28 protein-coding genes are annotated in these 25,839 nt (G+C 37.8%); 20 read left to right on the top strand and 8 right to left on the bottom strand.

Features of this window, described 5'->3' with window-relative positions:
* Window positions 1-5 precede the first annotated feature (5 nt).
* The 5 genes from BUC06_RS16925 to BUC06_RS16905 form a co-directional block, all read right to left on the bottom strand.
* Window positions 6-443 carry a universal stress protein gene (locus tag BUC06_RS16925; protein WP_073335194.1) on the bottom strand — a complete coding sequence of 146 codons (438 nt, stop codon included), beginning with the start codon at window positions 441-443 and terminating at the stop codon, window positions 6-8.
* Between the two features lie 61 nt (window positions 444-504).
* Entirely contained in the window at window positions 505-1,110 is a 606-nt protein-coding gene (locus BUC06_RS16920; protein ID WP_073335193.1) for a fumarylacetoacetate hydrolase family protein, read from the bottom strand.
* Between the two features lie 102 nt (window positions 1,111-1,212).
* Window positions 1,213-1,614, bottom strand: a complete 402-nt coding sequence (locus BUC06_RS16915) for a putative signal transducing protein (protein ID WP_073335192.1) — start codon at window positions 1,612-1,614, stop codon at window positions 1,213-1,215.
* Between the two features lie 3 nt (window positions 1,615-1,617).
* Entirely contained in the window at window positions 1,618-2,382 is a 765-nt protein-coding gene (locus tag BUC06_RS16910; protein ID WP_073335191.1) for a 3'-5' exonuclease, read from the bottom strand.
* A 107-nt stretch (window positions 2,383-2,489) separates the two neighbouring features.
* The gene (locus tag BUC06_RS16905) at window positions 2,490-3,203 is read right to left on the bottom strand and encodes a CDP-alcohol phosphatidyltransferase family protein (RefSeq protein ID WP_073335190.1); all 714 of its coding nucleotides are present in this window, start codon (window positions 3,201-3,203) and stop codon (window positions 2,490-2,492) included.
* Window positions 3,204-3,292: 89 nt separating this feature from the next.
* Between BUC06_RS16905 and BUC06_RS16900 the strand changes: the two genes are divergently transcribed.
* The 11 genes from BUC06_RS16900 to BUC06_RS16850 all read left to right on the top strand — a co-directional run bounded on the left by BUC06_RS16900 (window position 3,293) and on the right by BUC06_RS16850 (window position 15,369).
* Complete coding sequence (locus BUC06_RS16900; protein WP_073335189.1) at window positions 3,293-5,221, top strand: LTA synthase family protein; 1,929 nt, start codon at window positions 3,293-3,295, stop codon at window positions 5,219-5,221.
* 300 nt (window positions 5,222-5,521) lie between these two features.
* Complete coding sequence (locus tag BUC06_RS16895) at window positions 5,522-5,941, top strand: DUF2147 domain-containing protein (protein WP_073335188.1); 420 nt, start codon at window positions 5,522-5,524, stop codon at window positions 5,939-5,941.
* A 106-nt stretch (window positions 5,942-6,047) separates the two neighbouring features.
* Complete coding sequence (locus BUC06_RS16890) at window positions 6,048-6,545, top strand: RNA polymerase sigma factor (RefSeq protein WP_073335187.1); 498 nt, start codon at window positions 6,048-6,050, stop codon at window positions 6,543-6,545.
* Between the two features lies 1 nt (window position 6,546).
* Window positions 6,547-7,161: a hypothetical protein gene (locus BUC06_RS16885; RefSeq protein ID WP_073335186.1), complete on the top strand. Its 615-nt coding sequence runs from the start codon at window positions 6,547-6,549 to the stop codon at window positions 7,159-7,161.
* Window positions 7,162-7,261: 100 nt separating this feature from the next.
* Complete coding sequence (locus BUC06_RS16880; RefSeq protein WP_034748438.1) at window positions 7,262-8,242, top strand: pyruvate dehydrogenase complex E1 component subunit beta; 981 nt, start codon at window positions 7,262-7,264, stop codon at window positions 8,240-8,242.
* Window positions 8,243-8,358: 116 nt separating this feature from the next.
* On the top strand, window positions 8,359-10,353 hold the full coding sequence (locus tag BUC06_RS16875; protein ID WP_073335185.1) for a KUP/HAK/KT family potassium transporter: 1,995 nt from the start codon (window positions 8,359-8,361) through the stop codon (window positions 10,351-10,353).
* Window positions 10,354-10,420: 67 nt separating this feature from the next.
* Entirely contained in the window at window positions 10,421-10,894 is a 474-nt protein-coding gene (locus BUC06_RS16870) for a Fur family transcriptional regulator (protein WP_034731532.1), read from the top strand.
* A 3-nt stretch (window positions 10,895-10,897) separates the two neighbouring features.
* Window positions 10,898-12,631 carry an OstA-like protein gene (locus tag BUC06_RS16865; RefSeq protein WP_073335184.1) on the top strand — a complete coding sequence of 578 codons (1,734 nt, stop codon included), beginning with the start codon at window positions 10,898-10,900 and terminating at the stop codon, window positions 12,629-12,631.
* 98 nt (window positions 12,632-12,729) lie between these two features.
* Window positions 12,730-13,905, top strand: a complete 1,176-nt coding sequence (locus tag BUC06_RS16860) for an aspartate aminotransferase family protein (protein ID WP_073335236.1) — start codon at window positions 12,730-12,732, stop codon at window positions 13,903-13,905.
* Window positions 13,906-14,095: 190 nt separating this feature from the next.
* Window positions 14,096-14,482 carry an START-like domain-containing protein gene (locus tag BUC06_RS16855; protein ID WP_073335235.1) on the top strand — a complete coding sequence of 129 codons (387 nt, stop codon included), beginning with the start codon at window positions 14,096-14,098 and terminating at the stop codon, window positions 14,480-14,482.
* A 77-nt stretch (window positions 14,483-14,559) separates the two neighbouring features.
* Window positions 14,560-15,369 (top strand): aminotransferase class IV, encoded by an 810-nt coding sequence (locus BUC06_RS16850; RefSeq protein ID WP_073335183.1) that lies wholly within the window; start codon window positions 14,560-14,562, stop codon window positions 15,367-15,369.
* An 80-nt stretch (window positions 15,370-15,449) separates the two neighbouring features.
* On the opposite strand, the gene BUC06_RS16845 is transcribed toward BUC06_RS16850, so the two are convergent.
* The gene (locus BUC06_RS16845; protein ID WP_073335182.1) at window positions 15,450-16,031 is read right to left on the bottom strand and encodes an N-acetylmuramoyl-L-alanine amidase family protein; all 582 of its coding nucleotides are present in this window, start codon (window positions 16,029-16,031) and stop codon (window positions 15,450-15,452) included.
* A 107-nt stretch (window positions 16,032-16,138) separates the two neighbouring features.
* Entirely contained in the window at window positions 16,139-16,687 is a 549-nt protein-coding gene (locus tag BUC06_RS16840) for a YqgE/AlgH family protein (protein WP_073335181.1), read from the bottom strand.
* Window positions 16,688-16,711: 24 nt separating this feature from the next.
* Between BUC06_RS16840 and pdxH the strand changes: the two genes are divergently transcribed.
* On the top strand, window positions 16,712-17,353 hold the full coding sequence (pdxH, locus tag BUC06_RS16835) for a pyridoxamine 5'-phosphate oxidase (RefSeq protein WP_073335180.1): 642 nt from the start codon (window positions 16,712-16,714) through the stop codon (window positions 17,351-17,353).
* Window positions 17,354-17,628: 275 nt separating this feature from the next.
* Here the strand turns inward: pdxH and BUC06_RS16830 are convergent, their stop codons facing one another.
* Window positions 17,629-17,919 carry an HU family DNA-binding protein gene (locus BUC06_RS16830; protein WP_002976900.1) on the bottom strand — a complete coding sequence of 97 codons (291 nt, stop codon included), beginning with the start codon at window positions 17,917-17,919 and terminating at the stop codon, window positions 17,629-17,631.
* Window positions 17,920-18,317: 398 nt separating this feature from the next.
* Here BUC06_RS16830 and panD point away from each other — a divergent pair, with 398 nt between their 5' ends.
* From panD to BUC06_RS16790, 8 genes are all read left to right on the top strand, one after another.
* Window positions 18,318-18,668, top strand: coding sequence for an aspartate 1-decarboxylase (panD, locus tag BUC06_RS16825; protein ID WP_034709952.1), 351 nt, complete (start codon window positions 18,318-18,320; stop codon window positions 18,666-18,668).
* Window positions 18,669-18,671: 3 nt separating this feature from the next.
* Entirely contained in the window at window positions 18,672-19,700 is a 1,029-nt protein-coding gene (locus BUC06_RS16820) for a lysylphosphatidylglycerol synthase transmembrane domain-containing protein (RefSeq protein WP_073335179.1), read from the top strand.
* A gap of 266 nt (window positions 19,701-19,966) precedes the next feature.
* Entirely contained in the window at window positions 19,967-20,542 is a 576-nt protein-coding gene (locus BUC06_RS16815; protein ID WP_047450147.1) for a TerD family protein, read from the top strand.
* A gap of 29 nt (window positions 20,543-20,571) precedes the next feature.
* Complete coding sequence (locus BUC06_RS16810; RefSeq protein ID WP_073335178.1) at window positions 20,572-21,243, top strand: TerD family protein; 672 nt, start codon at window positions 20,572-20,574, stop codon at window positions 21,241-21,243.
* 84 nt (window positions 21,244-21,327) lie between these two features.
* Window positions 21,328-21,966 carry a vWA domain-containing protein gene (locus tag BUC06_RS16805; RefSeq protein ID WP_073335177.1) on the top strand — a complete coding sequence of 213 codons (639 nt, stop codon included), beginning with the start codon at window positions 21,328-21,330 and terminating at the stop codon, window positions 21,964-21,966.
* A gap of 23 nt (window positions 21,967-21,989) precedes the next feature.
* Window positions 21,990-23,033, top strand: a complete 1,044-nt coding sequence (locus tag BUC06_RS16800; RefSeq protein ID WP_073335176.1) for a TerY-C metal binding domain-containing protein — start codon at window positions 21,990-21,992, stop codon at window positions 23,031-23,033.
* 38 nt (window positions 23,034-23,071) lie between these two features.
* Window positions 23,072-24,301 (top strand): PP2C family serine/threonine-protein phosphatase, encoded by a 1,230-nt coding sequence (locus BUC06_RS16795; protein ID WP_073335175.1) that lies wholly within the window; start codon window positions 23,072-23,074, stop codon window positions 24,299-24,301.
* Window positions 24,302-24,304: 3 nt separating this feature from the next.
* Complete coding sequence (locus BUC06_RS16790) at window positions 24,305-25,819, top strand: helix-hairpin-helix domain-containing protein (RefSeq protein WP_073335174.1); 1,515 nt, start codon at window positions 24,305-24,307, stop codon at window positions 25,817-25,819.
* The last annotated feature ends 20 nt before the right edge of the window (window positions 25,820-25,839 follow it).

Here is a 25,839-nt window from a genome sequence, read left to right as displayed (position 1 = left end):
ATTTTTTAGTCGTGGATGGGGAGTACCAACACCGGAATATGGGAATCTTTTGTAAGTCCTTTCGTTAAACTTCCTACAAAAACATCATAGATCCCACTTCTTCCATGGGATCCCATGACGATATAATCCGCATTTTTGGCCTTTGCATATTCCAGGATAGTATCCTTGGCGATTCCTTGTTTTAAAAGATGCTCACAGTCCACGTCGTGGGCAATGATTCTTTGCTCGATCTTATTCAGCTCTACCAGTTCAGCTCTGATCTCATTAGCTTCTACTTCAGGAAAATATTGATATCCCATATCACCGATAGCAAAACCAATATCTGATGGCGCGACATGAATCAAAAAGATTTTGCCGTTTAACTGTTTTGCGAATTTTATAGCGCCTTCTACAAGTTGTTCCGTTTTGTCCCCAAAATCTACGGGTAGTACAATATTTATCATGACCTCTAATTTTGTTTATTTTAAAGATAAGAAAAAATTGCCAAAATTTTATGTTAAATCCTTATAATATTCGAATATCAAGAATTTTATCATCTTTTAGATAAGCTTCCAGCACGTCATTTTCTTCTACTTTTCCTACCCCTTTTGGAGTTCCCGTAAAAATAAGATCACCCACTCTCAGGGTAAAATACTGAGACGCAAAAGCGATGATGTCGTCAAAGCTGAAGATCATATCTTTGGTATTGCCATCCTGCACTTCTTCCTTATTCTTCAGTAAAGAAAATTCTAAATCATCCAGATTGTAATCTTCTTTTTTGAAAAAGTTTCCCACGACCGCAGAACCATCGAATCCTTTGGCCAGTTCCCACGGAAGACCTTTAGACTTCAGCTCACTCTGAAGATCTCTTGCCGTAAAATCTATTCCTAAGCTGATCTCTTCATAATGTTTGTGAGCTACCTCTTTCCGGATGTATTTTCCTCCTTTTGAAATCTTTAAAACCACTTCCAGTTCATAGTGAACGTCATTAGAAAATTCAGGAATATAAAAATCATTTCCTTTTAAAACCGCGGTGTCAGGCTTCATGAAAATAACGGGTTTTTCAGGAATCTCATTTCCTAATTCTTTTGCATGTTCGCTGTAGTTTCTTCCTATACAAATGATTTTCATATCTCTTAATTATTTTAGGTGTCCGTCATTGAAATCCGGTTGTAAATCCACAAGCTGTTCAATAACGACGAGGAAATTTATTAATATTTTTAAACTTTAATTCTATGGATGTGTAAATTCATTACCACAGTAATAACATACAAACTTCTGGCTTGACAAAATCGAGATCCCAAAGAAACTGGTCGCCCGGTCATCCCTGTAAATATGGTTTGAGCCACATTTTGGACAGACAAAGTCAAATGCCGGATCTTTGATGGTATGTTCCACTTCCAGGGAATATGCTTCATTATCGTTATAATCCTGTAGTATTTGTTTTGCCTTTTCCAGATCATCCTCAAAAACCTGCAACTGAATACCACCTACAGCTTGTGACAGCAGCCAGTCAGACTGAATCAGCTGTTCATTCGCAATAAAGCCATTGACTCCATTTTCGGAAAGGATCTGTTTGTCCCTGTTAGCTTCAAGGGCGGTTTCGTAGAATTTGAAACGAACGAGATTTGACATGTTTTAAAATTTACCTGATAATTGAATTTTGGTGAAGACTTTCTTCGTATACAGTGGAAAATCAGCATTCTGAAGCCATCCGTAATAGCCCAGATCCTTCTGGAAAACCGCTTTTACCACTTGTCCTTTATATTTTCCAAAATTGAAAACAGCCTCGTTTTTATCATTGTATCCGATAAATCCTGCAAGATCAGCATTCTTATTATGGAACGTAAACTCACTTAAAGGCGCTATTTCATTGGGAATATCCTGATACTTTCCAACCTGCGCATCCAGTACCTCAAAGGTAGCCATCACATCCGCTTCTGCCGAGTGAGCGTTTTCCAGGACTTTACCACAGTAGAACTGATAGGCTGCTCCCAGATTTCTAGGCTCCTTCTTGTGGAAAATGGTCTGTGCATCTACCAATCTGAATTTGCTAAGGTCAAAATCTATTTCTACTCTCAGAAGTTCTTCTGCCAGAAGCGGAACATCAAATCTATTGGAATTAAATCCTCCCAAATCACTTCCTGCAAGCATTTCCATCACTTTTGGAGCGATATCTCTGAAGGTAGGAGCATCTTTTACATCCTCATCATAAATTCCATGGATCGCGCTGGATTCATTAGGAATTGGCATTTCAGGATTCACACGCCATGTTTTGCTTTCTCTGGAGGCATCAGGGTTGACTTTTAAAATACAGATTTCTACAATCTTATCTTTTCCAATATTGGTTCCTGTAGTTTCAAGGTCAAAAATGCAAAGGGGTTTATGGAGTTTTAAATTCATGTCTATAATTTGATAATGTTTTAATTTGAAAATGTACGGATTCTATGATCAGTAATCTGGTGCTTCTAAAGTCTTATATCTGATGTATAATATCTCACCTCTGATGTCTACTTCAGTTGTCTCTGAAAAACGAGGGATACTAATATATAATAAATAACCAGCATGGGAATACCTACGATCTGAAATATCATCAGAATGGCAATTCCGCCGCCTAATAAAATAGCCTTTGGATAATTGTCCTGAAGCTTTTTCGACTTGAATTTCATCGCCATCATCTTGATCGGGCTGATCAAAAGCCATGAAGTAACAACCGTTAATACAATTAAAAACAATGAATTTTCAAATAAAAATCCAAAATTTCCTGTTTCCTTGAAAGCATAATACAATCCAAAAAGCAGTACCGTATTGGTTGGCGTATTCAGTCCTTTAAAATAATAACGCTGTTCCTCATCAAGGTTAAAGATAGCCAATCTAAGGCAGGAAAAGACCGTTACCAGAAGACCAATATAACGGATGTCAAAGGGAAGATGAAGTCCAAAGATTTCATTTCCGAATGGCTCCAAAGCTTTATACATCGTAAGACCCGGAATCACTCCGAAACTGACCATATCCGCCAGAGAATCCAGCTGAAGTCCCAGATTGGAGTTTGATTTTACCGCACGGGCCACAAACCCATCAAAAAAATCGAAAATGGAAGAAAGAATGATACAGATGGCCGTGGTCTGGTAATCTCCTAAAATAAGATGGATCGCACCTACACAGCCCGCAAATAAATTGGCAAGCGTCAATAAATTGGCAAGATTATTTTTTATGAAATTCATGTCAACAAAAGTACAGTTTTTCCAAATTTTATCCCGAAATATTATGAAGGAAAAAATACATTAATCGGTTTTTGATGTAAATTTGCCGAATGAAATTTTTTAAAGAATTTAGAAAACAAGAAGTTCTGGTCCTTTTATACCGGATTTTCTTAGCATACGTTTTTTATCAGATTGCCCGGCTTTTGTTTTGGTATTTCAATAAAGAACTCATCAAAGTGGATTCCGTTTCAGATTATTTCAATCTGGCATTTCATGGAACCGCCTTTGATACCACGGCGATTTTATATGTCAATGCTTTATTTATTTTGTTAAGCCTTGTCCCCGTTGTGATCAATACAAAGAAAGGATATCAGAAGGTACTTTTCTGGCTGTATTTTATCACCAACGGAATTGCCTATGCCATGAATTTCGGAGACTTTATCTATTATAAATTTTCACAGGCAAGACTGACCTCCACTGCTTTGGACGTGGCGAAACATGAGTCTAATGTCTTTAAGGTCTTTACTGTTTCTCTAGGACAGCATCCTTTTGTTTTGATCTGGTTTGTTGTTTTAATGGCACTTTGGATTTTTCTCTATAAAAGAATAAAGATTACAGAACAGAAACCTTTAAAGCTTGTTCCCTACTTTATCTGGTCTGTCATTGTTCTCTGCGGAACTATTGTTTTAGTCATTGGAGGAATACGTGGCGACTTCAAGCACAGCACGAGACCTATTAATTTAGTAGATGCCAACCGTTTTGTAGTGAATCCACTACAGGGAAACATAGTTTTAAACAGTACATTTTCTTTTTTCAGAACATTGGGGACCAATAACTTTAAGGAAGTTCATTTTGTAGATGAGAAATATATTACCGACAATGTACAGCCTTATAAAATATATGACAGGAAGGTAGAGAACCGGCCTAATATTGTTATTTTTATTGTTGAATCCTTCGGAAGAGAATACTCAGGAGCTTTTAATAAAGATAAAAATATAAAAGGCTATGTTTCCTATACACCGTTTATCGACAGCCTTGCCGGCCAGAGTTTGATTTTTCCCAATACTTTTGCCAATGGAAGACAGTCCATTCATGGGATGAGCAGCGTATTGGCAGGTATTCCGAGTCTTACGGATGCCTTCACCAGCTCACCCTATTCCAATCAGAAAATACAGTCTATTGTTTCAGTTTGTAACGATCTCGGCTATGATACCTCGTTTTATCATGGCGCTCCAAACGGCTCGATGGGCTTCCTTGGATTTGGAAATATATTAGGCTTCAAACATTATTTCGGAAAAAATGAATACAATCATGATGAAGATTTTGACGGAATGTGGGCTATATGGGATGAACCGTTTCTTCAGTATTTTGCAAAGAATGTAGGAAAGAAACAGCCTTTTATGGCAACGGTATTTACGGCATCATCACACCATCCGTTTAAAATTCCTGAAAAATACAATGGTAAATTCAAAAAAGGAACCATAGAAATGCATGAGCCGATACAGTACACGGATTATGCAATCAAAAAATATTTTGAAACTGCTAAAAAACAGCCGTGGTTCAATAATACCATTTTTGTTTTCACAGGAGACCACACCAATCAGGTAGCTTATGGTGAATATGAAAAAGCGATGAACCGTTTTGCTGTTCCGCTGATCCTTTATTCTCCAAATCCTGACTATCACCTTCAAGGAGTAAATCCTGAGACCGCCCAGCAGATCGACATTTATCCTACATTGGCAGACCTTATCGGGTACAATAAGCTGATTAGAAGTTGGGGCAGAAGTGTGGTAAGTGATAAAAAATATCCGTCTGTTATCGTTAATTCAGATGGAAGTTCGGAACAGTTTATCATAGGAAACTATATGTATCGTTTTGACGGAAAAGAAATTACCGGAGTATATGATAAAAATGATCTTGGATTTGAAAACAATCAGATAGGCAAACTGAAAACTCCTGAAATAGAAAAAGGAATGCTGACGGCTAAAGCATGGTTTCAGGATTATATGGATAGGGTGATCAACAGAAAGCTCAAATAAGTTTGAGAGTCGTAGGGTCTTGTTGCTGGTTGATAGTTGCTGGTTCGATCCATGAATCTTACATCAAGAACTTTATTAGTATATCTTATGTTTGAAATACGATATCTAAAATCTTGGTTTTTGAATAATCAAAACCGCTAAAATGAAAAAAGGGCAAACAGGATTATGTACCTGCTTGCCCTTTTTGGCCTATGATATGCTCTGTATAGTAAAAGTTTTTGTCTGTTTAAAATTTAATTTATACTTTTAGCAATAGATAGATAACAAAAAACGTATATCGAAATTAAAACTATAAGAAATATGAAAAAATTATTATTAACATTCGTGCTCTCTCTGTTTGGTGTATTATCGTTTGCACAGATTGAAGGCAAGTGGAAGACTATTGATGATGAAACAAAGCAGGCCAAATCTGTTGTGGAAATCTATAAAAAGTCTGACGGAAAGTACTACGGTAAAGTTTCTCAGTTGCTTATAAAGCCTGCAGATCCAAACTGTTCATCTTGTAAAGACGACAGAAAAGGTAAACCTATCTTAGGAATGGAGATTATCAGAGGTCTGAAAAAAGAGGGTGATGAATTTACAGGAGGGACGATCACAGATCCTAAATCAGGTAAGACTTACAAATGTACCATCACCAAAAGCGGTGACAAACTGAATGTAAGAGGATACATGGGGGTTTCTGTATTTGGAAGAACTCAAATCTGGGACAAAGTAAACTAATCAGGTTTCAATACAAGTATAAGACGGTATTTCAGCAATGAGATGCCGTTTTTATTTTTTTTTCAAAAAATATGTAACGAAAATAAAAAGTTCCCACTCATAAGGTATGAACACAGAATTGGAGAAAAATTTTGTTGATTTTTTTAAGCCCAACCAGAGGCTTATCCACAAAATATGCAGGATATATACAGATAACACCGAAGATCATGAAGATCTGTTTCAGGAAATTACCGTCCAGCTATGGAGATCCTTTCCCGGATTTAAAGGAGAATCTAAATTTTCGACGTGGATGTACAAGGTTGCGCTCAACACAGCGATGACTCTTTTCAGGAAACCACAGAGAAAACAATGGAAGTATTCTGATGTAGATGTCTCCTCTTTGAAAATGGAATATCAAGCCTATGAAGATGATGAACATAAACTGAAAAAAATGTACAAAGCCATCCATGAACTCTCAGACGTTGAAAAAGCTTTGATCATGATGTATCTGGAAGATAAGCCGTATAAAGAGATCGGGGAGATCCTAGGGATAACTGAAGGAAATGCAAGGGTGAAAATGAATAGAGCAAAGAATAATTTGAAAACCAAAATAAGCACAAAATAATATGGAAGAACTGGAACTTTTGAAAAAAGAATGGAATAAAGATGAAGGAGAGTTTAAAAATTATTCTGAAAACGAAATTTATTCCATGATCAAACACAGATCTGTTTCTGTTGCGAAAACATTATTGGTGATTGGTCTAATAGAAATTATACTGTGGTCGGTGTATGGATATATTAATGGAGAATTTCCTTATCTTAGAATCATCCTGTTTTCCGGATTTATTATTCTGGCCATTTTGCTGTTTCGCAAATTGAAAACCGGACAGAATTCCTTATCATTAATGAAAAATATTCTAAACCTGAGAAAACTGATCTTTGGGTATGCAGGAATTTCTTTTTTTCTGGTTATTCTCGATAACCTGATTCATTTTGATTTATATACAAAGGATTTTATGGCAGGTGCAAAAGATGGATTGAACAAAGGACACCATATTGTAACCCATACCAATCCCGAAAGTATGGATCCTGAATTGGGAAATTATGCTTTGTTCGGATTTTGTATGCTTGTCAGCTTTTACCTTTTGTATCTGATTTATAAAAGAACGTATGGCAAAATTCTGTCCGATCTCAGAAAAAACTACAGAGAACTGAGCAAGGCGGAAGAAAAACCTTTTTAATTCAATTAATATTTCAGGTATCTCATTCAATGAGATGCCTTTTTTATTATGTTAGTAATAAAAAAACACTATTTTTGTAGTCTAAATTTTTCAAATAAATATGGCAGAATATACTTTTCGTGAGGTAATTGCACAAGCAATGAGCGAGGAAATGCGTAAAGACGAATCCATCTTTTTAATGGGGGAGGAAGTTGCAGAATACAATGGTGCGTATAAAGCTTCAAAAGGAATGTTGGATGAATTTGGTCCTAAAAGAGTAATCGATACACCCATTGCTGAGCTTGGTTTTACAGGGATTGCTGTAGGGGCTGCGATGAATGGTAACAGACCAATTGTAGAGTATATGACGTTCAATTTCTCATTGGTAGGTATTGATCAGATTATTAATAATGCGGCTAAGATCCGCCAGATGAGTGGTGGTCAGTGGAACTGTCCGATCGTTTTCAGAGGTCCTACTGCTTCGGCAGGACAATTGGGAGCTACCCACTCTCAGGCTTTTGAAAACTGGTTTGCCAACGTTCCCGGTCTTAAAGTAGTTGTTCCTTCAAATCCTTACGATGCAAAAGGATTGTTGAAAACAGCTATTCAGGATAATGACCCGGTTATTTTTATGGAATCTGAGCAGATGTATGGAGATAAAATGGAAATTCCTGAAGAAGAATATTACCTGCCAATAGGTAAAGCTGATATCAAAAGAGAAGGAACAGACGTTACTTTGGTTTCTTTCGGTAAAATCATGAAGCTGGCTATTCAGGCTGCTGAAGATATGGCTAAAGAAGGAATCTCTGTAGAAGTGATTGACCTTAGAACCGTTCGTCCTCTGGATTTTGATACCGTTTTAGCTTCTGTTAAAAAGACAAATAGATTGGTAATTCTGGAAGAAGCATGGCCATTTGGTTCAGTGTCTTCTGAAATTACTTATATGGTACAGCAGAAAGCATTTGATTATTTAGATGCACCGATCAAGAGAATTACGACTCCTGATGCACCTGCTCCATATTCAGCTGCATTGTTTGCAGAATGGTTCCCTAAACTTGAAAAAGTGAAGGAGGAAATCAAAAAAGCGATGTACGTAAAATAAATGTTATAGAGAAAAACTTCCGAAAGGAAGTTTTTTCATTTATTCTATTCATGAAGAATAGTTCTTGACGTCATAAAATTAGTATAAATTTGCGCGTTTAAAAAAAATAAGCTGACATGGCAGACGTTACAGAAGAAGGTTATCATTTTGACATAAAAAAACTTTCTTTTATTGGAGTTTTAGTCTCTCTCGGAATTGTATTCGGAGATATCGGGACATCACCGCTTTACGTGATGAAAGCGATTGTAAATGCAAGAGACGGCGGCAGTAATATGCCTTTCAACGAATACATAGAAGGAGCCCTCTCCTGTATTATTTGGACCCTTACTCTTCAGACTACAATAAAATACGTAATCATTGCTTTAAGAGCAGATAACAAAGGAGAAGGAGGTATTCTGGCTTTGTTCTCATTAGTTAAAAATCTTAAAAAAGGATGGCTCTATCTTATTGCTATCATAGGCGCAGCAGCACTCGTTGCAGATGGGGTGATCACTCCATCGCTTACCGTGATGTCGGCTATTGAAGGTTTGGAGATCTATAATCCTCATACCCCTGTAGTTCCCATTACAATCGGAATTCTGATTGTCATTTTTGTGGTACAGCAGTTTGGAACCAGCTTTATCGGGAAATTTTTTGGACCGGTAATGGTGGTGTGGTTCCTTGTGTTAGGCGGTTTAGGAGTCATGCATTTGAGTGAAAATTTCGAAATTTTGAGATCTTTCAATCCTTATTATGCCTATAAGCTTATTGCTCATTCTCCAAGTGCAATTGTTATTCTTGGTGCTGTGTTTCTTTGTACAACCGGGGCTGAAGCTCTTTATTCAGACTTGGGACACTGTGGGGCTAAAAACATAAGAGTAAGTTGGGGCTTTGTGAAGATCATGCTTATTTTAAATTATCTGGGACAGGGAGCATGGCTTTTAACCAATCATGCAAAACCAGGATTCTCTGTAGTCAACCCATTCTTCGGAATCATGGAAGAGTGGATGATTGTACCGGGCGTAATTTTAGCGACTGCCGCAGCAATTATTGCAAGTCAGGCCTTAATTACAGGTTCTTTTACCATTTTCTCTGAAGCAATGTCTCTTAACTTGTGGCCTAATCAGAAAATCGATTATCCTTCAGGGGTGAAAGGGCAAATGTATATTCCCAGAATAAACTGGGGACTTCTCATCCTTTGTATTATTGTAGTACTCCATTTCAGAGAGTCTGGAAAAATGGAAGCCGCCTATGGACTTTCCATTACAGTCACGATGCTGATGACCACCATTTTGCTTATTTTCTGGTTATTAAAGCATAGAGTAAGTAAAGTATTGATTCTGTTCTTTGCTTTGGTATATCTGTCTATTGAACTAGGATTCTTTAGCGCAAACATCATCAAGTTCATGGAAGGCGGTTGGATCACCGTAGTATTGGCTGGTTCTATTGGAATCTCTATGTATGCATGGTATAATGGAAGACTGATAAAAACAAGATTTATCCAGTTTGTGAAAATAGATAAATACGTGTCTATCATAAAAGATATGAAGCTGGATGAGAGCATTCCGAAATATGCGACCAATCTTGCTTATTTGAGCAGAGCCAAAAGAAATGACGAGGTAGAATCCAAAATCATCTATTCCATCATTAAGAAACAGCCGAAAAGAGCCGATCATTATTTTATATTAAGTATTGTCAATCAGGAAGATCCATACACTTTCAGATATACCGTAGATGAAATTCTGCCCGGAACTGTTTATAAAGTCAATTTCCTTTTAGGATTTAAAGTAGACCGTAGGATCAATGATTATTTTAATATGGTACTGAAAGATCTTATGGCCGATGGAACCATTCCTTCAAGAAGCAGCCATCCTTCTCTCAGAGCCCATAATATTCCACCGGATCTGAAGTATGTGATTATAGATAATACATATATTAACGATATACTTTTAACGGTTAAACAGAAGATTATACTCAATATCTACAACTTCGTGAAGTACATCGGAAGTGATGACTTTAAAGCGTGGGGAGTATCATCACATAACGTAGAAGTGGAATCTGCACCCATCACAGAACTGACGGTTTATGACACCAAGATTGAGCAATCCGGCTTCTTTCGTCATAATTCCTAAAAGTCCCGACACCAAACCATGCGGTGTATTTAAATAAAAATCAATAAATTTGTAGATAATTTTTTTGATGGATACAATACAAAAAGAAAAAAATATTGCTTTGATTAAGGATGTTTTAAGAAACTACTTATTAGAAAAGGGTTTCAGAAACACTCCTGAACGATATACGATATTAGAAGAAATTTATAATATGGATCACCACTTCAATGTGGATGATCTGTATCTTTTGATGATGCAGAAGAAATATCATGTCTCAAAAGCAACCATTTACAACACTATTGAAATTTTCCTTGATGCCGGTTTGATCCGTAAGCATCAGTTTGGAGAAAAAACATTGACCTCTTCATCTTATGAAAAGTCTTATTTTGACAAACAGCATGACCATTTGGTGATCTACAAAAAAGGCTCTGATAAAGAAATTGAAGAGATCATCGAATTCTGCGATCCAAGAATTCAGGGAATTAAAGAAGCAATTGAAGAAGCATTTGGCGTAAATATTGATTCGCATTCGCTGTATTTCTATGGCACTAAGAATGATTAATTAATGAGAATAATCCTTTTTCTGTTATTTTTTATTTCTGCGTTCAGTTCTGCACAGGACAATAAAACCACGCAGATGGATCCTTATATTCAAAATAAAGGAAAACCTTTACTCGCAGTAAGACCTGAAGATAAGGTAAAGATCATCCATGCCGATGAATTTAAAAAAGACACCAAATACGAGGGCAACCAGTATATGGTGGGGCACGTTCAGATAGAGCATCAGGGATCTATTCTCTATGCAGACGAGGTGATTCTTTACAATGACCAAAGTCTCGTAAAAGCTATTGGTAATGCAAAGCTTCAAAACGCAGATGGCTCTGTCATTACGGCCCAGGAGATGGAATATAACGGAGTTACCCAGAAAGGGGTTGCCAAAAAAGAGGTCGTTCTTACCGATCCCAAGCAGACGATCAAAACAGACATCCTCTACTATGACAGGTTAGCCAATCAGGCCTACTTCAATACCGGAGGGACCATTTCTGATGCACAGAATGTAATGTATACCAAATCGGCTACCTATTTTCTCAATACCAAAATGATAGATTTTGTTGGGAACGTTAAAATAGATAATCCGGATTACATTATAGAGGGAGTTAATATCAAACAGAATCAGAATACTAAGGTAGCTGAATTTTCTGGTCCTACCACCATTACCAACCGCGCCAACCGTAAAAACCGGATTTACACCGAAAAAGGAACTTACAGAATGGAAACCAAGGAGGCTTTCCTGAATAAAAATTCCAAGATCTTTTACAATGACAAGATCCTTACCGGTGATGATATGTATTTTAATAATACCACAGGTTTTGGTAAAGCAACCGGGAATGTTACCCTGGATGATCCGTTAGAAAGAAGATACATCAAAGGAGGGTACGGAGAAGTTTTTCAAAAGAAAGATTCCGCTATGATGACCCAAAGTCCGTATGCTGTTAAGATCATGGAAAAAGATTCCATTTATTTTGCCGCAGAAAAGATTCTTTCTTACCAGAGACCGGACTCAGCAGACATTACCATAAAGAAAAGCTTTTTAAGAGCGTATAAAAAAGGCCGTATCTTTAAATCAAACGCACAAGGTAGGGCAGACTCCATTGCCTTCAACGAAACAGATGGGATCATGCACATGTATACCAAACCGATTCTTTGGAGCGGTGAAAAACAGGTGACCGGTGACAAGATTGAAGCCTATTTCAATACCAAAACAGAAAACATAGATTCACTCAAAGTAATCGGAAATGCTTATGCCATAAGCAAAGTAGATTCACTAAACCTGAAAGATGAGTTCAACCAGGTGAAAGGAAAATTCATGACCGTTTACTACCAGAATAACGAGATTAAAGAAGCCAGAGTAGTAGGGAATGCCCAATCCATCGCCTATGTAGATGACGTTGATCAGGAAACAAAACAGCCTCAGAGAATAGGAATCACCCTTTCCACCTGTGGAATCATTGGTGCTTTGTTTGAGGAAACCGGACTGCAGATTATCTCATGCAGCATCGCAGCGAATTCTGATACCTATCCTATGAGTAAAATAGAACCGGAGAAAAGGAAATTTTCAGATTTCAACTGGAATACCAAAGACCGGATCAGGAAATGGCAGGATATCCTTGTGGACAGTCCCAATTATGAAGAAATAAAATATTCTGCAGATAATGATCTCTTTAATAAAGCTCAGGAAGCTATAGATAAAGAAAAAGCAAAAGAAGAAGCTAAAAAACCTAAACGGGTTAAAAAATAAGGAAAAGACCAGCAGCAACTGGTCTTTTTTTATGTTCTTTAATTTTAGCGTTTAATGAATGTTTTATAGCTTTGCTGAAAATTTTCGAGACAATGGAAATGCACAAAGACTTTTTTATATATCAGGCACAAACCACAAAATTTGCAGCAGGTTTTGAAGTTGAAAAAGCAGAAGGAAGCTATATCTATGGAACAGATGGAAAAAAATATCTGGATTTTGTAGCCGGTGTTTCTGCCAATACTTTGGGACATTCACATCCTAAAATTGTGGAAGCTATCAAAAAACAGGCAGACAAATATCTGCACGTTATGGTATATGGTGAATATGCACAGGAAAAACCTATTGCTTTATGTAAACTGCTGGCAGAATCTACTCCCGATCCTCTGGAGATTACTTATCTCGTCAACAGTGGGGCAGAAGCTATCGACGGAAGCCTGAAACTTGCAAAACGATATACCGGAAGAGAAGAAATTGTTTCCTTTAAAAACTCATATCATGGAAATACACACGGTGCATTGAGCGTATCAGGAAACGAAACCCATAAAAGAGAATTTCGTCCTTTGCTACCGATGATCAGTTTTATTGAATTCAATAATGAAAATGATTTTGATAAAATTACAGAGAAAACAGCCTGTGTTATCCTGGAAACCATTCAGGGAGCTGCAGGATTTTTAGTCCCTGCAGATGATTATCTGATCAAGCTTAAAAAAAGATGTGAAGAAGTGGGAGCTCTTCTTATCCTCGATGAGATCCAGCCCGGATTCGGAAGAACCGGTAAATTATTCTCCTTTGAACATTTTGGAATAGTTCCCGATATTCTTGTCATGGGAAAAGGAATGGGAGGCGGAGTGCCGGTAGGTGCTTTTATGAGTTCCAGAGAAATCATGGAAACACTGTCCCATTCACCCAAATTAGGACATATTACAACATTTGGAGGAAACCCTCTGATTGCAGCAGCCAGCCACGCCACTTTAAAAGAAGTATTGGAAAGTGGACTGATGGAACAAACCGCTGAAAAAGAAAAACTGTTCAGAGAACTTCTTGTTCATCCGAAGATTAAAAATATCAATGGAAAAGGCCTGATGCTTGCCGTTAATTTAGGAACACCCGACTATACCCTCAACGTAGCTAAAAAATGCATGGAAAAGGGCCTTATTGTATTCTGGCAGCTTTACAGAAATGAATACATGAGGATCTCTCCGCCGCTAACGATTTCCTTGGAAGAAATCCGAGAGGGTTGCCAGATTATTCTTGATGTTCTGAACGAAGATTAAACCATAAAATCTCTCCATTTCGGAGGGATTTTTTTATGCATAACATGGTGCCTTTAAGTACGAAAATTATATTCAATATATATTTAAAACCCGTGATAAATATCATGAAGATTCTTTAAAAAAGTAATTGCTTTTTTGTGTAATAAAAAAATTAATTTATATATTGCGGGACGATAAAAACAAAGATTATATGGCGAAACATAAAGTCCATTACGAATTTCCAATGCATTGTTTGTCAGAGATTTTATATGAATATCTGGCGACGGCTGAGGGGCTATCTGAATGGTTTGCAGATGATGTGACAGAGAAAGGAGATGATTTCTTTTTTAGTTGGGGTGGAGGACCTGCTGAAAAGGCCACTTTGATTAGATACAAGCCTGAAGGTTTCGTACGTTTCAGATGGGAAGAAGATGAAGGGACTAAGAATTTCTTTGAAATGACGATCACAGTAGACGATATTACAGAAGATCTGGCCCTGAATATTACAGATTTTTGTGAAGAAGGAGATGAAGAGGAAAATGCCTTGTATTGGGAAAACCTTATAGAAAACCTTAGAATAAAATTAGGTGCGGCATAAGCCGGACACGATTAAATGGTAAAACTGATGAACGATTTATCGTTCATTATTTTTTTATAAATAAATCACATCAAAAATTGGAAAATCAATATTTTACATCACACGGTTTAAATGTAAAGAACAGAGCGTTCCTTTTAGGCGACGCAGTGAAGGTTTCGTTCTTCGTGAGAAACGGAGGATTGATCATGGATGAAGAGTGCTATTTCTTCTTAATGGCTTCCATGAGAAAAATGAGAATGAATATTCCGCTTACCTATACCCTGGAGTTTTTTCAGACCCTTTTTCACAAAGAAGTTATCGATGGGAAAGGAATTAAAAATGGAATTATCAATTTTCAGGTTTTCAGAAATAATGATGCGGTGACTGTTTCAAAATCTTCCGTAGCTTATTTTTATGAGGTAACTGAGTCAGATGACGTACTGGCTGTTCATCAGAGACCACTGGAAATGGACCTTATCAAGGAAATTAATGTCAATAATAATTTGTTGAGCAATATCAGGGTTCACAGCCCGGAAAATATCTATGGTGGAATCTATGCGGAAGAAAATGATCTCGATGATGTGATCCTGCTTAATCCCAATAAAAGAATCGCCCGTACAACATCCGGAAACCTGTTGTTCCTTGAAGGAAATGTGATCAAAGTTCCGAAACAGTCTGAAGGACCCTATATCTCTCCTTTGATGGAGAATTTTGTTACTTTTTTACATAAAAATAACCTGGCAGATATTCAGGAACATGAGATTATAGCTTTTGAATCTCAAAAGGCGGAAGAGATTTTACTGATCTCCGACGAGAAAGGCATATTTTGTGTAGGTAAAATAAGAAATAAAACTTTTGAAAGCTCCCGGTTTATAGAAATGGTGGAAAGCTGGAAGAATAGTTTTTAAAATTGACAAACCCGGTAAACAACAAAGTACCCAAGTCCTTTACCGGGTTTTTTCTGATGATATCAGAATTGTATCTTTATTTAGTATTCACGGATGATCTCTGTGAATTTTTGGGCGATTTCTTTTTGTCCCTTTTCACTGGTAACATACTCTCTGTCCTTGGTATTGTTGATGAACCCAAGTTCTACCAGTACGGCAGGAGCCTTTGTTTCTCTCAGCATGTGGAGATTGCGTTCTTCAATTTTACGGACATCAAATTTTTTGGAAATTTTTTCAGCAAGCTTCTTAGAACCGTCGGTATTTTGAATATACACTTCAGTTCCTTCTTTTGTACTTTCCTTTTGAGGGTCGCTATTCATGTGAAGAGAAATAACCATTTCCGGATTCAGCTTGTTGATCATCGCTGTTCGCTCCTGAAGGGTGGGATAAGCATCAGAATCTCTGGTTAAAATAACCTCATACTGATCCTGATTTTCATTCAGTTTCTTAATCTCGTTAGCAATATTTACCGTAATTTCTTTCTCCGAGAATTTTCCATAGATACTTCCCATGTCATTTCCGCCGTGTCCGGCATCGATGACAATGTATTTTTTATGGATAGGAGTAAAGGATAAAAACGAAGCAGAAAAAGCGGATAAAGCGAATAGTTTAATTCCTCTCATGGTCGTGATTTTTGGTTTCTCAAATAACGGGAATTCTTTCTTTAAAATTGGTTAACATAATCTTAAAGTTTGTTAATATTTTCCTATCGTATCAAATGGGAATTCAGTTAGTTAAGAGAGATGTCCTCAGGTGAATTGGCCCAAAGCAGATATTCTCCACCAAGATTCTGCATAATTGATTTCCAAAGCGTCTGGTCATTGGGAAGGGTATAATCAAGATTGTATACATCCACCACCGTCCACATTTTACTCAATACCTCTTCATTCAGCTGTTCTGCGGCCCATCCGGAATACCCGGAGAATATTTTCACATCATGAATGCTCAGTTCTTTATTGAGGACTGCGCTGATGATGCTCTCGATATCTTCCGTAATATAGAACTCCTTATTGATCTCAGAATAAATCTCAGTCACTTTCTTTTCTTTAACAATAAAAAAGACCTTATCATTTTCTACAGGACCACCGTCATAGACCTCTATTTTGAAGTCAAAAAAATTTTTGAACTTACTACTCATCTGGCTGTTTTTTTTGTTCAATATCAAACCAAATGCACCGCTTTCGTTATGCTCAACGATCAGCACCACCGACCTCGAAAAAATATCGCCGGAAATGTCAGGTGTGGAAATTAATATTTTACCTTTGTATGAGTAATTCATACTCAAATTTAATAAAAAATATTTATGGAAAACCTGCACGACAAAAGAAAAGTGTATGAGAAATCCCAACTTATTGAAAGTGAGATCAAACAAAATCCCTTTGAACAGTTCAGGGACTGGTTTTTAGATGCCAGCGCCAGCCCGGCAGTCTCTGAAGCCAATGCTATGGCCGTTTCTACGGTAGAAGAAGATGGATGTCCGAGAACAAGAATGGTGTTGCTCAAAGAATATACCTATGAAGGGTTTATTTTTTATACCAATTACAGCAGCAGAAAAGGAAAAGCAATAGAACACAACCATAAAGCCTGTCTTAGTTTTTTCTGGCCTAATCTCGAAAGACAAATCATCATTAAAGCGGATCTTGAAAAAATTGCTGAAAATCTTAGTGACGGATATTTTCATTCAAGACCGAAAGGAAGTCAGTTGGGAGCAGTGGTTTCTCCGCAAAGCCAGGTCATTCCCAATAAAGAATTTCTTGAGGAAAAATTAAAAGAACTCGAAAAAGAATATCAAGATACCGAAGTGCCGAGACCATCCAACTGGGGAGGATACATTGCAAAACCTTACGAAATTGAATTCTGGCAGGGAAGACCCAACCGTCTTCACGACAGAATTATTTATGAACTGGAAGATCTGGACTGGAAGATTTCAAGACTGGCACCGTAGGAAGTAGAAGCTAGACCGAATGCTGGTTTTTATCATTGCATCGGTATCATTTAAAATTCAATAGAAGCGGGCTTTTGGCTCGCTTTTACTTGATAAGCATGACAGAGGTTGTATCTAAAATTTAAAGATTATGATAATAGAGCAGAAATAAAGAGTGTTGATCTTTCTATTGTTGTAGAATCTCAGGTGGCTGAGGCACTCGAAGCCACCGGTACAAAATATAAAAAAGGCCGCTTCAGAAGAAACAGCCTGTGAATTTTTTATAATCTGAATGATTATTTTTTCTTAGCACCAGAAACTGCATTTGATAAATCAGCTCCTGCTTTGAATTTAGCAACTTTTTTAGCAGCAATTTTGATCGGTTTTTTAGTGGCAGGGTTGATACCTTGTCTGGCAGCTCTCTCAGCTACTGAGAAAGTACCGAATCCTACTAAAGAAACTTTTCCATCTTTTTTCTTTAGAGTAGTTGTTACATTACCAATGAAAGATTCTAAAGCAGCTTTAGCTGCAACTTTAGTGATTCCTGCATCTTTTGCGATTGCGTCGATTAATTCAGACTTGTTCATAATTTTTAATATTAAGTTAGTTCGTAATTATAGCAAATATAATACTATTTTCTAATTGTGCAATTATTTTATCAAAACTTATAAAATTTTTTTGCTTTTTGACGAAAACAATTAAAATATGATAATTTGACTTTTCACGTAAAATCTACGTTACCGCTCACTAAAATCATGCCAAATGCTTATGAGTATTGACTTTAGCGAAAATTTAATTTTATTTCCTGTATTTATTAAATCCTGAATTTCGTATAAACTATTAATGTTTTTGCGGATATGTTTGCATATTTTATAAATAATGCTTTGAAAACTTGTCTAATATAAAATTAAGTAGCTGGGTCTGTGGTAGTTTTAAAATGAATTCAAATGTCTGTTTTATTAATTTTTATTAATAAATTTGCAACATGTTAATAGAAGTTTTCAAGTCTAAGATCCATAGGGTACGGGTGACAGCCTCAGACCTTAATTATATTGGGAGTATAACGATTGACGAAGATCTTATAGAAGCCGCCGGTCTGGTAGTGGGAGAAAGAGTCTATATCGTCAATGTCAACAATGGAGAGCGTTTTGACACCTACGTTATCAAAGGAAAAAGAAAATCCGGAGAAGTATGCCTGAATGGCCCTGCTGCAAGAAAAGTACAGAGAGATGATATCATCATCATTATCGCTTATGCACAGATGACGCCTGAAGAAGCACAGGTCTTCCAGCCGAAGATTGTTTTCCCGGATGAAAAAACCAACCTTCTGACCTGATCCATGGAGAAAAAATCAAAGAATCCTTTAAAATCAATACTAACAATAGTAATATCGCTTGCTTTTGCAGGCTTTTTTTTATGGCTTGCCTTAAAAGGTCTTGATTTTAAGGTAATTAAAGCTTCTTTGGCGAAAGCCAACTATCTCTGGGTCCTGTTTGCTTCTGTTTTTGGGATTCTGGCTTACTGGTTCAGGGCGATCCGCTGGAACCTGATGCTGGAACCGATGGGGCATAAAATTTCAAATTCAAATTCACTCTGGTCGATATCATTCGGATACCTCATGAATCTTACCATTCCGAGAAGTGGAGAAGTGGCAAGAGCTACTGCTTTATATGGAGTAGAGAAAGTTCCCGTAGATAAATCTTTCGGGACGATTATTCTGGAAAGAGTGGTGGATCTTATCTGTATGCTTGGGTTTCTGGGGTTGACCTTGCTTTTCAAATACGACGCAATTCTGTCCTTTTATGAGAATTCAGGGGTCAACATTAATCCGAATAAGATATTACTTATTCTTTCTGTACTGGCTGCAGGTACGGTTGCATTTTTTGTATTTAAAAAGAAACTAGCCAACGTTCCGTTTTTAGGTAAGATCGTCCATTTTATTGATGGAATTTTCGAGGGATTGGCAACCATATTTAAATTAAAAGAAAAAGGGAAATTTATCCTATATACATTAGGAATATGGATTTCCTACTACTTTGCAGCCTATCTCGTATGCTTTGCACTTCCTGAAACCTCCAATTTCACTATTGCTGACGGCTTTTTCATTATCGTTGTCGGTACTTTGGGGATGATCATTCCTGCCAGTGGCGGAATCGGAGCTTTTAATCTGGCTATGAAGTTTGGATTTATGGCGCTTTTTATTTCAATGGGGAAAAGTGCGGAACTAGGGGGTGAAATGGGACTGACGTATTCATTTATCTCCCTTCCATTACAGATTACTATTATGTTGGTGATGGGGCTTATTTCTATTCCTATGCTGGCAAAAGCAAGAGAAAAAGCGGTTTCAGGTCAGGAGATCAAAAATTAATTCAACAATACTTTTTCAATTCATATCAGTCCGATTTTTTAATTGGACTTTTTTTATGTTGAAAATTGATAAGAAAGAATCATTGGTCCTTAATGGTTGAAAAACATAGCAAACTCCCGGATAAACCTTTTGATTCCTTTTTCTTATGTTAAAAGCCTATTAAAATTAAACATTACCGCATGCCATTCATTTTTTTATCAATAAATTTGGTCAGTTCACAAATCAAATTTATCTTAAACAAAAAATAATTAATAATCTAAAACACTATGGCAATTAATTTACAGAAAGGACAAAAGATCGATATAGGACTGACAAAAATGACGATAGGACTGGGCTGGGACCCGAATGAAGGGACAGGTTTCGACTTCGATCTGGATGCTTCTGCCATCATGATTGACTCCGACAGAAAATTAATCAATGAAGAATGTTTTGTTTTTTATAATAACCTTCAGTCTCCGGACGGTGCCCTCACCCATACAGGGGATGATCCGAGTGGTAAAAACAGTGACGGGGATGATGATGAGGCCATTATTGTAGATCTTGAAAAAGTAGATCCTAAAGCAGAAGAAATTCTTTTTGTAGTCACCATCGAAGATTTTGAAAGAAGAAAACAAAACTTCGGACAGGTGAGAAATTCATACATCAGAATTGTAGATAACAGCACCAATCAGGAGATTGCAAAATATGAGCTGGATGAAGATTTCTCTATTGAAACCGGAGTGGAATTCGGAAGATTATACAAAAGAAACGGAAGCTGGAAATTTGAAGCATCAGGAATAGGCTACAGAGCAGACCTGGCTTTCTTCCTTGAGAAATACTATAAAGGACAGATCATTAAATAATTTTATTTTCAAATACACAAACTATAACTATGGCAATTAATTTACAGAAAGGGCAGACGATTGATTTAAGAAAAAATGACCGTGGAGAAAGTGTTTACGATCTTTCAAAAGTAACGATCGGTTTAGGGTGGGATGTCAGAAAGCAGGGAGGTTTCTTTGGGAAACTCTTCAGCAAAGAAGCAGAATATGATCTTGATGCAGTAGCTTTTCTTTTAGACGGAAATGGTAAGGTCGCCAATCTTGGAAAAACAGTACAGACCAATGAAGGAAGACAGATTGCGCTTTATCAGGGGGATGTGGTTTTCTTTAATTCTATGCAGCATCCAAGCGGAAATATATGGCTTACGGGAGATAACAGAACCGGAGCAGGAGACGGTGATGATGAGCAGATCATCGTGAAACTTGACCAATTGGACGAGAGCTATCAGAAAATACTATTCCTGGTAACCATTTATCAGGGAAAACAAAATAACCAGCACTTCGGTATGATAGAGAATGCCTTTATCAGAGCGGTAGATGCCAAAGGGAAAGAAATTACAAAGTACAGTCTTTCAGGAGATGCAAGTATGAACGGGAAATGTGCCATGGTTTTTGCAGAAGCATACCGACACAATGGCGACTGGAAATTCCGTGCCATTGGAGAACCGCATCAGACCGATAACTTTATTGAGATTCTGAAGCAGTATTCCTACAGCAATTAAACTTTAACGATTGATCAAACTAAAAAAGCCGGCAGGAAAGTTTTCAACTTTCGCTGCCGGCTTCAGAATTAATACCATCTTATCATGAGCAGGAGACTATTAGCCTACTTTTTACTGGATACTTCAGGTTCTATGAATGGAGAACCCATCCAGGCGCTGAATAATGGATTTAACGGGCTGATAAGCATGCTCCGTGCAGATCCTCAGGCCATGGACAGCCTTCATCTCAGTGTAATCACTTTTGACCGCGAGGTTAAAAATATCATTCCGCTGATCGACCTGGCCAGTTTTTACCCTATGGAAATCACCTGTCCCGACAGTGGTCCAACCCACACCGGTGCAGCACTGGAAATGGTTTCGGAACTGGTGAAGAAAGAGCTGGTCAAAGGTTCTTCAGACGAAAAAGAAGACTGGAGACCGCTGCTTTTTATATTTACCGATGGAAAACCTTCTGACATCCAGAAATACAGACAAATGATTCCTGTGATCAGAAGCCTGGAATTCGGTGCTATTGTAGGTTGTGCAGCAGGTCCGAAAGCAGATGAACAGTTTCTGAAGGAGCTTACAGATCACGTGGTAAAACTCGATACTACCGATGCCATCACCCTTTCCTCATTTTTCAAATGGGTAAGTTCATCCATTACGATGGGAGGGAAATCACAGGGAACGGAAGAAAGTACACCGCTGCCTCCGCCGCCTTCCGAGCTAAATATTATTATCTAAATCACTTGTCTTTACGATAAACCATGAGAAGACTACCCATTTATTTTTTAGTCGATGTCTCCGAATCTATGGTCGGAGAACCTATTGAGCAGGTACAGGAAGGTATCGCCAATATCATCAGAGAATTGAAAAAAGATCCCTATTCACTGGAAACGGTGTATATTTCGATTGTAGGTTTTGCAGGAGAGGCTGAAGTCATTACGCCGCTTCAGGATATCATCAGCTTTTATCCACCGAAGATCCCTATCGGAAGCGGGACTTCATTGTCTCAAGGCCTTATAAAAGTCATGGACTGTATAGACAGAGATATCGTGAAAACTACTTATGAAAGAAAAGGCGACTGGAAACCTATCGTTTTTCTTTTTACGGACGGTGTTCCTACCGATGATGCCACAAAAGCCATTGAAAGATGGAACAACAAGTATCACGGGAAAACCAATACCATAGCCGTATCTATCGGAGAAAATACCAACTATAAACTGCTGGGGACTTTATCAGATAATGTTTTACTTTTTAATAACTCTGATGAAAATTCCTACAAAGAATTTTTCAAATGGGTGACAGATTCCATTAAAACAACCAGCCAAAGTGTTACAGAAGCCAATAAAGAAGGAATTAATCTTTCAAAAATTGATTCCATTATTCTGGAAAAAGTAGATCCTCAATTGGAGCAAAAATTTCCGGACAATAACTTTGTGGTATTGAATGGTAAATGTTCCGAAACCGAGAAACTGTATCTAATGAAATTCAAAAAGACATTCGCCGAATCAGGCATACCGGGAATGTCTACAAGATATTACAGATTGGATGGTGCTTACAAAATTGATGAAAAAGCCTATTTCAGACTTTCTTCTTCCCAGAAAAATAACCTCAAAATATCCATAGAAGAACTTCAGGGAGGAACTTCCTGTCCACACTGTGCAAATCCTATCGCTTTGGCAACCTGTTCGTGCGGTGGAATTCACTGTCTCAAAGGAGAAGGCTTCAACAAATGTCCATGGTGCGGAACTTCCGATTATTACGGGTTTTCGAGTGAAGGATTTGATATTAACAGGACACTTGGATAATAAGATAAAATCCTATTTCGCAGACCAAAAACCAAACCATGGAAAAAGCGGTTATTTACAGAGAAAAAGAAGAATTTAAAGAAGTCCATCTGGTGCTCAAAAATGCCAGTTCAAAACAGTTTTATGAATTCAGTTTTGAGATGGACGACTTTCCGAACATTAAAATTAAAAGCATCGCAAATCTTCAGGAGACGGGACTTACATTTGATAATAATAAAATATCCGGAATTCCTTACGCAAGCAGCGTGCATGAGCTGGATATTGAATTCTATCATATCCGGGATCAAAACAACACCGAGATCAAAACAGTTCATCTTCTGGTGAATGCAGATCCCAAAGATCTATGGAAAAATATTCCGTCCGATGCAAAAGATGTTTACTACAAACGCGATGAAGCATCTTATCAGGGGAAATTTTCCGATAAAAAAATTACCGTTGTATCAAAAAGAGGGCGTGCTCACGCTCATGAAGGGAAATTCAGGGATGATGATTTTGCAGTGAATGAACTTCCCGGAGGCTGGAGTATTGTTTCTGTTGCGGATGGTGCAGGTTCCGCTGTAATGGCCAGAGAAGGTTCAAGACTGGCTGTTGTTTCCGTAAACAGTTTCTTCAATTCCAGTGAAATTTTAAATGAGATCGGCAAAAATATTGAGATCGTTTACAATACCTCTAAACCCTCAGAAGAAATCAGGTCTGAAGCCAGAGAGAATATCATAAGGTCACTTTATGAAGGAGTTCTGCATGTATATCATGTTTTGGATAAAACAGCTACGGAAAATTCTTTTTCCATCAAAGATCTTCACACGACGCTGATCTTTGCATTAGTGAAAAAGTTTGATTTCGGGTATGTTATTCTTACGTTTGGAGTGGGAGACTGTCCTATCAATGTAATCAATCGTGATTTTTCTGAAGTAAAACTTCTGAATACAATGGATGTGGGCGAATTTGGAGGCGGTACCCGATTTATCACCATGAAAGAGATCTTCAATGATGATATCGTTTCAAGGTTTGGAATGACCTGCATAAAAGACTTTTCTTATCTGGTGCTGATGACGGATGGTATTTACGATCCGAAATTCATGACAGAAAGCAAGCTTGAAGACACAGACAGCTGGAAAGCATTCTTTAATGATCTGGACGGAAATAATGATGACCACACAAAGGTAGATTTTATCAACGATACCGAGATTGATCAACAACTTCTGACATGGACCGATTTCTGGAGCCGGGGAAATCACGATGACCGAACACTGGCCATAATCTATTAAAATATGAAAAAGACCGTTAAAGTTGTTTCCGTTCTGGACCCCAACAAATCTTATGAATATGTAGATGAAAGCCCGATCCGGGGCGGTATAAAGGATGTTTATTTTTCGCCTGACAGAGAATATGTAGTCGCTTTTTACCGGAATCCTTTGGACGCGGGGCAGAAGGAGCGTATCATGAGGATTGTTTCTACCTATCTTGGAAATATACGGAACGGTAATTCATCGGACTATTTTCTGAACGAAATATTCAGGTGGCCTTACGATATTGTAGAAAGGAACAAACTGACGGGAATTGTAGTTCCTATTTACCATAAAAAATTCTTCTTTGCGAAAGGCTATATCGGGTCCGATAATATTCAGGGTCAGGATAAAGTGGGTAAATGGTTTACGGCTCCCATGTTCAGGAATCAGCAGTATCCTTTGAGGCTGGATCCTTCTGAACTTGGGGATTGGCTGAGCTATTTCCAGATCACTATTAATATCAGCAGAGGCGTGAAAAAGCTTCACCAGATGGGACTGGCGCACTCCGATCTTTCCTACAACAATATTCTGATAGATCCGGTGACGAAATCTGCCTGCATTATTGATATAGACGGATTGGTTGTTCCCAAACTTTTCCCGCCGGAAGTCATAGGAACGACAGATTTTATTGCTCCCGAAGTTTTAAAGACCAAGCATCTCAGCATGCAGGATCCGGGAAGGCATCTCCCTAATCAGAAAACAGATCTGCATGCATTGGCCGTGCTGATTTATATGTACCTGTTCAGACGACATCCTTTGAGAGGAGGGAAAATATGGGATCTGGATTCCGAAAAAGATGAGGTAATTTCTATGGGTGAAAAAGCTTTATTCATAGAACATTTTCAGGATCCGTCCAATCAGGTGAAAGCCGATCATCTCAGAAAATGGGACGCATTCTGGGGCGATCCTCAGAAAATTCCTTACACTGCTGCAGGGCCTTATCTATCCGAACTGTTTAAAAAAGCATTTACAGACGGACTTCATGATCCCATTAGACGGCCGACAGCCAATGAATGGGAGACTGCCTTGTTGAAGACTGCGGATTTGATACAGCCATGCCACAATCCGGAATGTACTGAAAAATGGTACGTCTTCGACAACAGCAGCAATCCGAAATGCCCTTTCTGCGGAACTCCACATCGTGGAACACTGCCGGTTCTGGACCTGTACTTTAAATTTGATGAAGAGTTATGGAAACCTGAGAACCATCGTTTGATGGTCTACAACAACCAGTATTTATTCAAATGGCATGTTTCCAGAAAGGTGATCCGGAATGAAAATCTTACGATGCAGGATAAGATGCCTGTAGGATATTTTACTTTTCATGAAGGAAGATGGGTGCTGGTCAATCAGAGCCTGACTTCCATGAAAGATGTTACGGAACAGAAAGAGATTCCGCCCGGATCTATGGTAGAAATTACAGATGGGAAGAAAATACTTTTGTCTGCTGAAGAAGGCGGAAGACTGATCTTTGTTACTTTAGCGAATCAATCATAAAAAAATCTACAGATTTTTTA

The organism is Chryseobacterium carnipullorum (assembly GCF_900142785.1).
GTDB lineage: Bacteria > Bacteroidota > Bacteroidia > Flavobacteriales > Weeksellaceae > Chryseobacterium > Chryseobacterium carnipullorum.
The sequence above is the reverse complement of the archived record's forward strand: the minus strand, read 5'-3'. Positions and strand labels throughout refer to the sequence as shown.

What these genes read in the sequence shown, in the direction of transcription:
- BUC06_RS16830 (WP_002976900.1), bottom strand. Translation starts at nt 17,919, where the DNA reads ATGAACAAGTCTGAATTAATCGACGCAATCGCAAAAGATGCAGGAATC.
- BUC06_RS16855 (WP_073335235.1), top strand. Translation starts at nt 14,096, where the DNA reads ATGGCGAAACATAAAGTCCATTACGAATTTCCAATGCATTGTTTGTCA.
- BUC06_RS16925 (WP_073335194.1), bottom strand. Translation starts at nt 443, where the DNA reads ATGATAAATATTGTACTACCCGTAGATTTTGGGGACAAAACGGAACAA.
- BUC06_RS16795 (WP_073335175.1), top strand. Translation starts at nt 23,072, where the DNA reads ATGGAAAAAGCGGTTATTTACAGAGAAAAAGAAGAATTTAAAGAAGTC.
- BUC06_RS16900 (WP_073335189.1), top strand. Translation starts at nt 3,293, where the DNA reads ATGAAATTTTTTAAAGAATTTAGAAAACAAGAAGTTCTGGTCCTTTTA.
- BUC06_RS16920 (WP_073335193.1), bottom strand. Translation starts at nt 1,110, where the DNA reads ATGAAAATCATTTGTATAGGAAGAAACTACAGCGAACATGCAAAAGAA.
- BUC06_RS16885 (WP_073335186.1), top strand. Translation starts at nt 6,547, where the DNA reads ATGGAAGAACTGGAACTTTTGAAAAAAGAATGGAATAAAGATGAAGGA.
- BUC06_RS16840 (WP_073335181.1), bottom strand. Translation starts at nt 16,687, where the DNA reads ATGAATTACTCATACAAAGGTAAAATATTAATTTCCACACCTGACATT.
- BUC06_RS16845 (WP_073335182.1), bottom strand. Translation starts at nt 16,031, where the DNA reads ATGAGAGGAATTAAACTATTCGCTTTATCCGCTTTTTCTGCTTCGTTT.
- BUC06_RS16805 (WP_073335177.1), top strand. Translation starts at nt 21,328, where the DNA reads ATGAGCAGGAGACTATTAGCCTACTTTTTACTGGATACTTCAGGTTCT.
- BUC06_RS16870 (WP_034731532.1), top strand. Translation starts at nt 10,421, where the DNA reads ATGGATACAATACAAAAAGAAAAAAATATTGCTTTGATTAAGGATGTT.
- BUC06_RS16790 (WP_073335174.1), top strand. Translation starts at nt 24,305, where the DNA reads ATGAAAAAGACCGTTAAAGTTGTTTCCGTTCTGGACCCCAACAAATCT.
- BUC06_RS16905 (WP_073335190.1), bottom strand. Translation starts at nt 3,203, where the DNA reads ATGAATTTCATAAAAAATAATCTTGCCAATTTATTGACGCTTGCCAAT.
- panD (WP_034709952.1), top strand. Translation starts at nt 18,318, where the DNA reads ATGTTAATAGAAGTTTTCAAGTCTAAGATCCATAGGGTACGGGTGACA.
- BUC06_RS16800 (WP_073335176.1), top strand. Translation starts at nt 21,990, where the DNA reads ATGAGAAGACTACCCATTTATTTTTTAGTCGATGTCTCCGAATCTATG.
- BUC06_RS16810 (WP_073335178.1), top strand. Translation starts at nt 20,572, where the DNA reads ATGGCAATTAATTTACAGAAAGGGCAGACGATTGATTTAAGAAAAAAT.
- BUC06_RS16820 (WP_073335179.1), top strand. Translation starts at nt 18,672, where the DNA reads ATGGAGAAAAAATCAAAGAATCCTTTAAAATCAATACTAACAATAGTA.
- BUC06_RS16860 (WP_073335236.1), top strand. Translation starts at nt 12,730, where the DNA reads ATGCACAAAGACTTTTTTATATATCAGGCACAAACCACAAAATTTGCA.
- BUC06_RS16895 (WP_073335188.1), top strand. Translation starts at nt 5,522, where the DNA reads ATGAAAAAATTATTATTAACATTCGTGCTCTCTCTGTTTGGTGTATTA.
- BUC06_RS16865 (WP_073335184.1), top strand. Translation starts at nt 10,898, where the DNA reads ATGAGAATAATCCTTTTTCTGTTATTTTTTATTTCTGCGTTCAGTTCT.
- BUC06_RS16815 (WP_047450147.1), top strand. Translation starts at nt 19,967, where the DNA reads ATGGCAATTAATTTACAGAAAGGACAAAAGATCGATATAGGACTGACA.
- BUC06_RS16910 (WP_073335191.1), bottom strand. Translation starts at nt 2,382, where the DNA reads ATGAATTTAAAACTCCATAAACCCCTTTGCATTTTTGACCTTGAAACT.
- BUC06_RS16915 (WP_073335192.1), bottom strand. Translation starts at nt 1,614, where the DNA reads ATGTCAAATCTCGTTCGTTTCAAATTCTACGAAACCGCCCTTGAAGCT.
- BUC06_RS16890 (WP_073335187.1), top strand. Translation starts at nt 6,048, where the DNA reads ATGAACACAGAATTGGAGAAAAATTTTGTTGATTTTTTTAAGCCCAAC.
- BUC06_RS16875 (WP_073335185.1), top strand. Translation starts at nt 8,359, where the DNA reads ATGGCAGACGTTACAGAAGAAGGTTATCATTTTGACATAAAAAAACTT.
- pdxH (WP_073335180.1), top strand. Translation starts at nt 16,712, where the DNA reads ATGGAAAACCTGCACGACAAAAGAAAAGTGTATGAGAAATCCCAACTT.
- BUC06_RS16880 (WP_034748438.1), top strand. Translation starts at nt 7,262, where the DNA reads ATGGCAGAATATACTTTTCGTGAGGTAATTGCACAAGCAATGAGCGAG.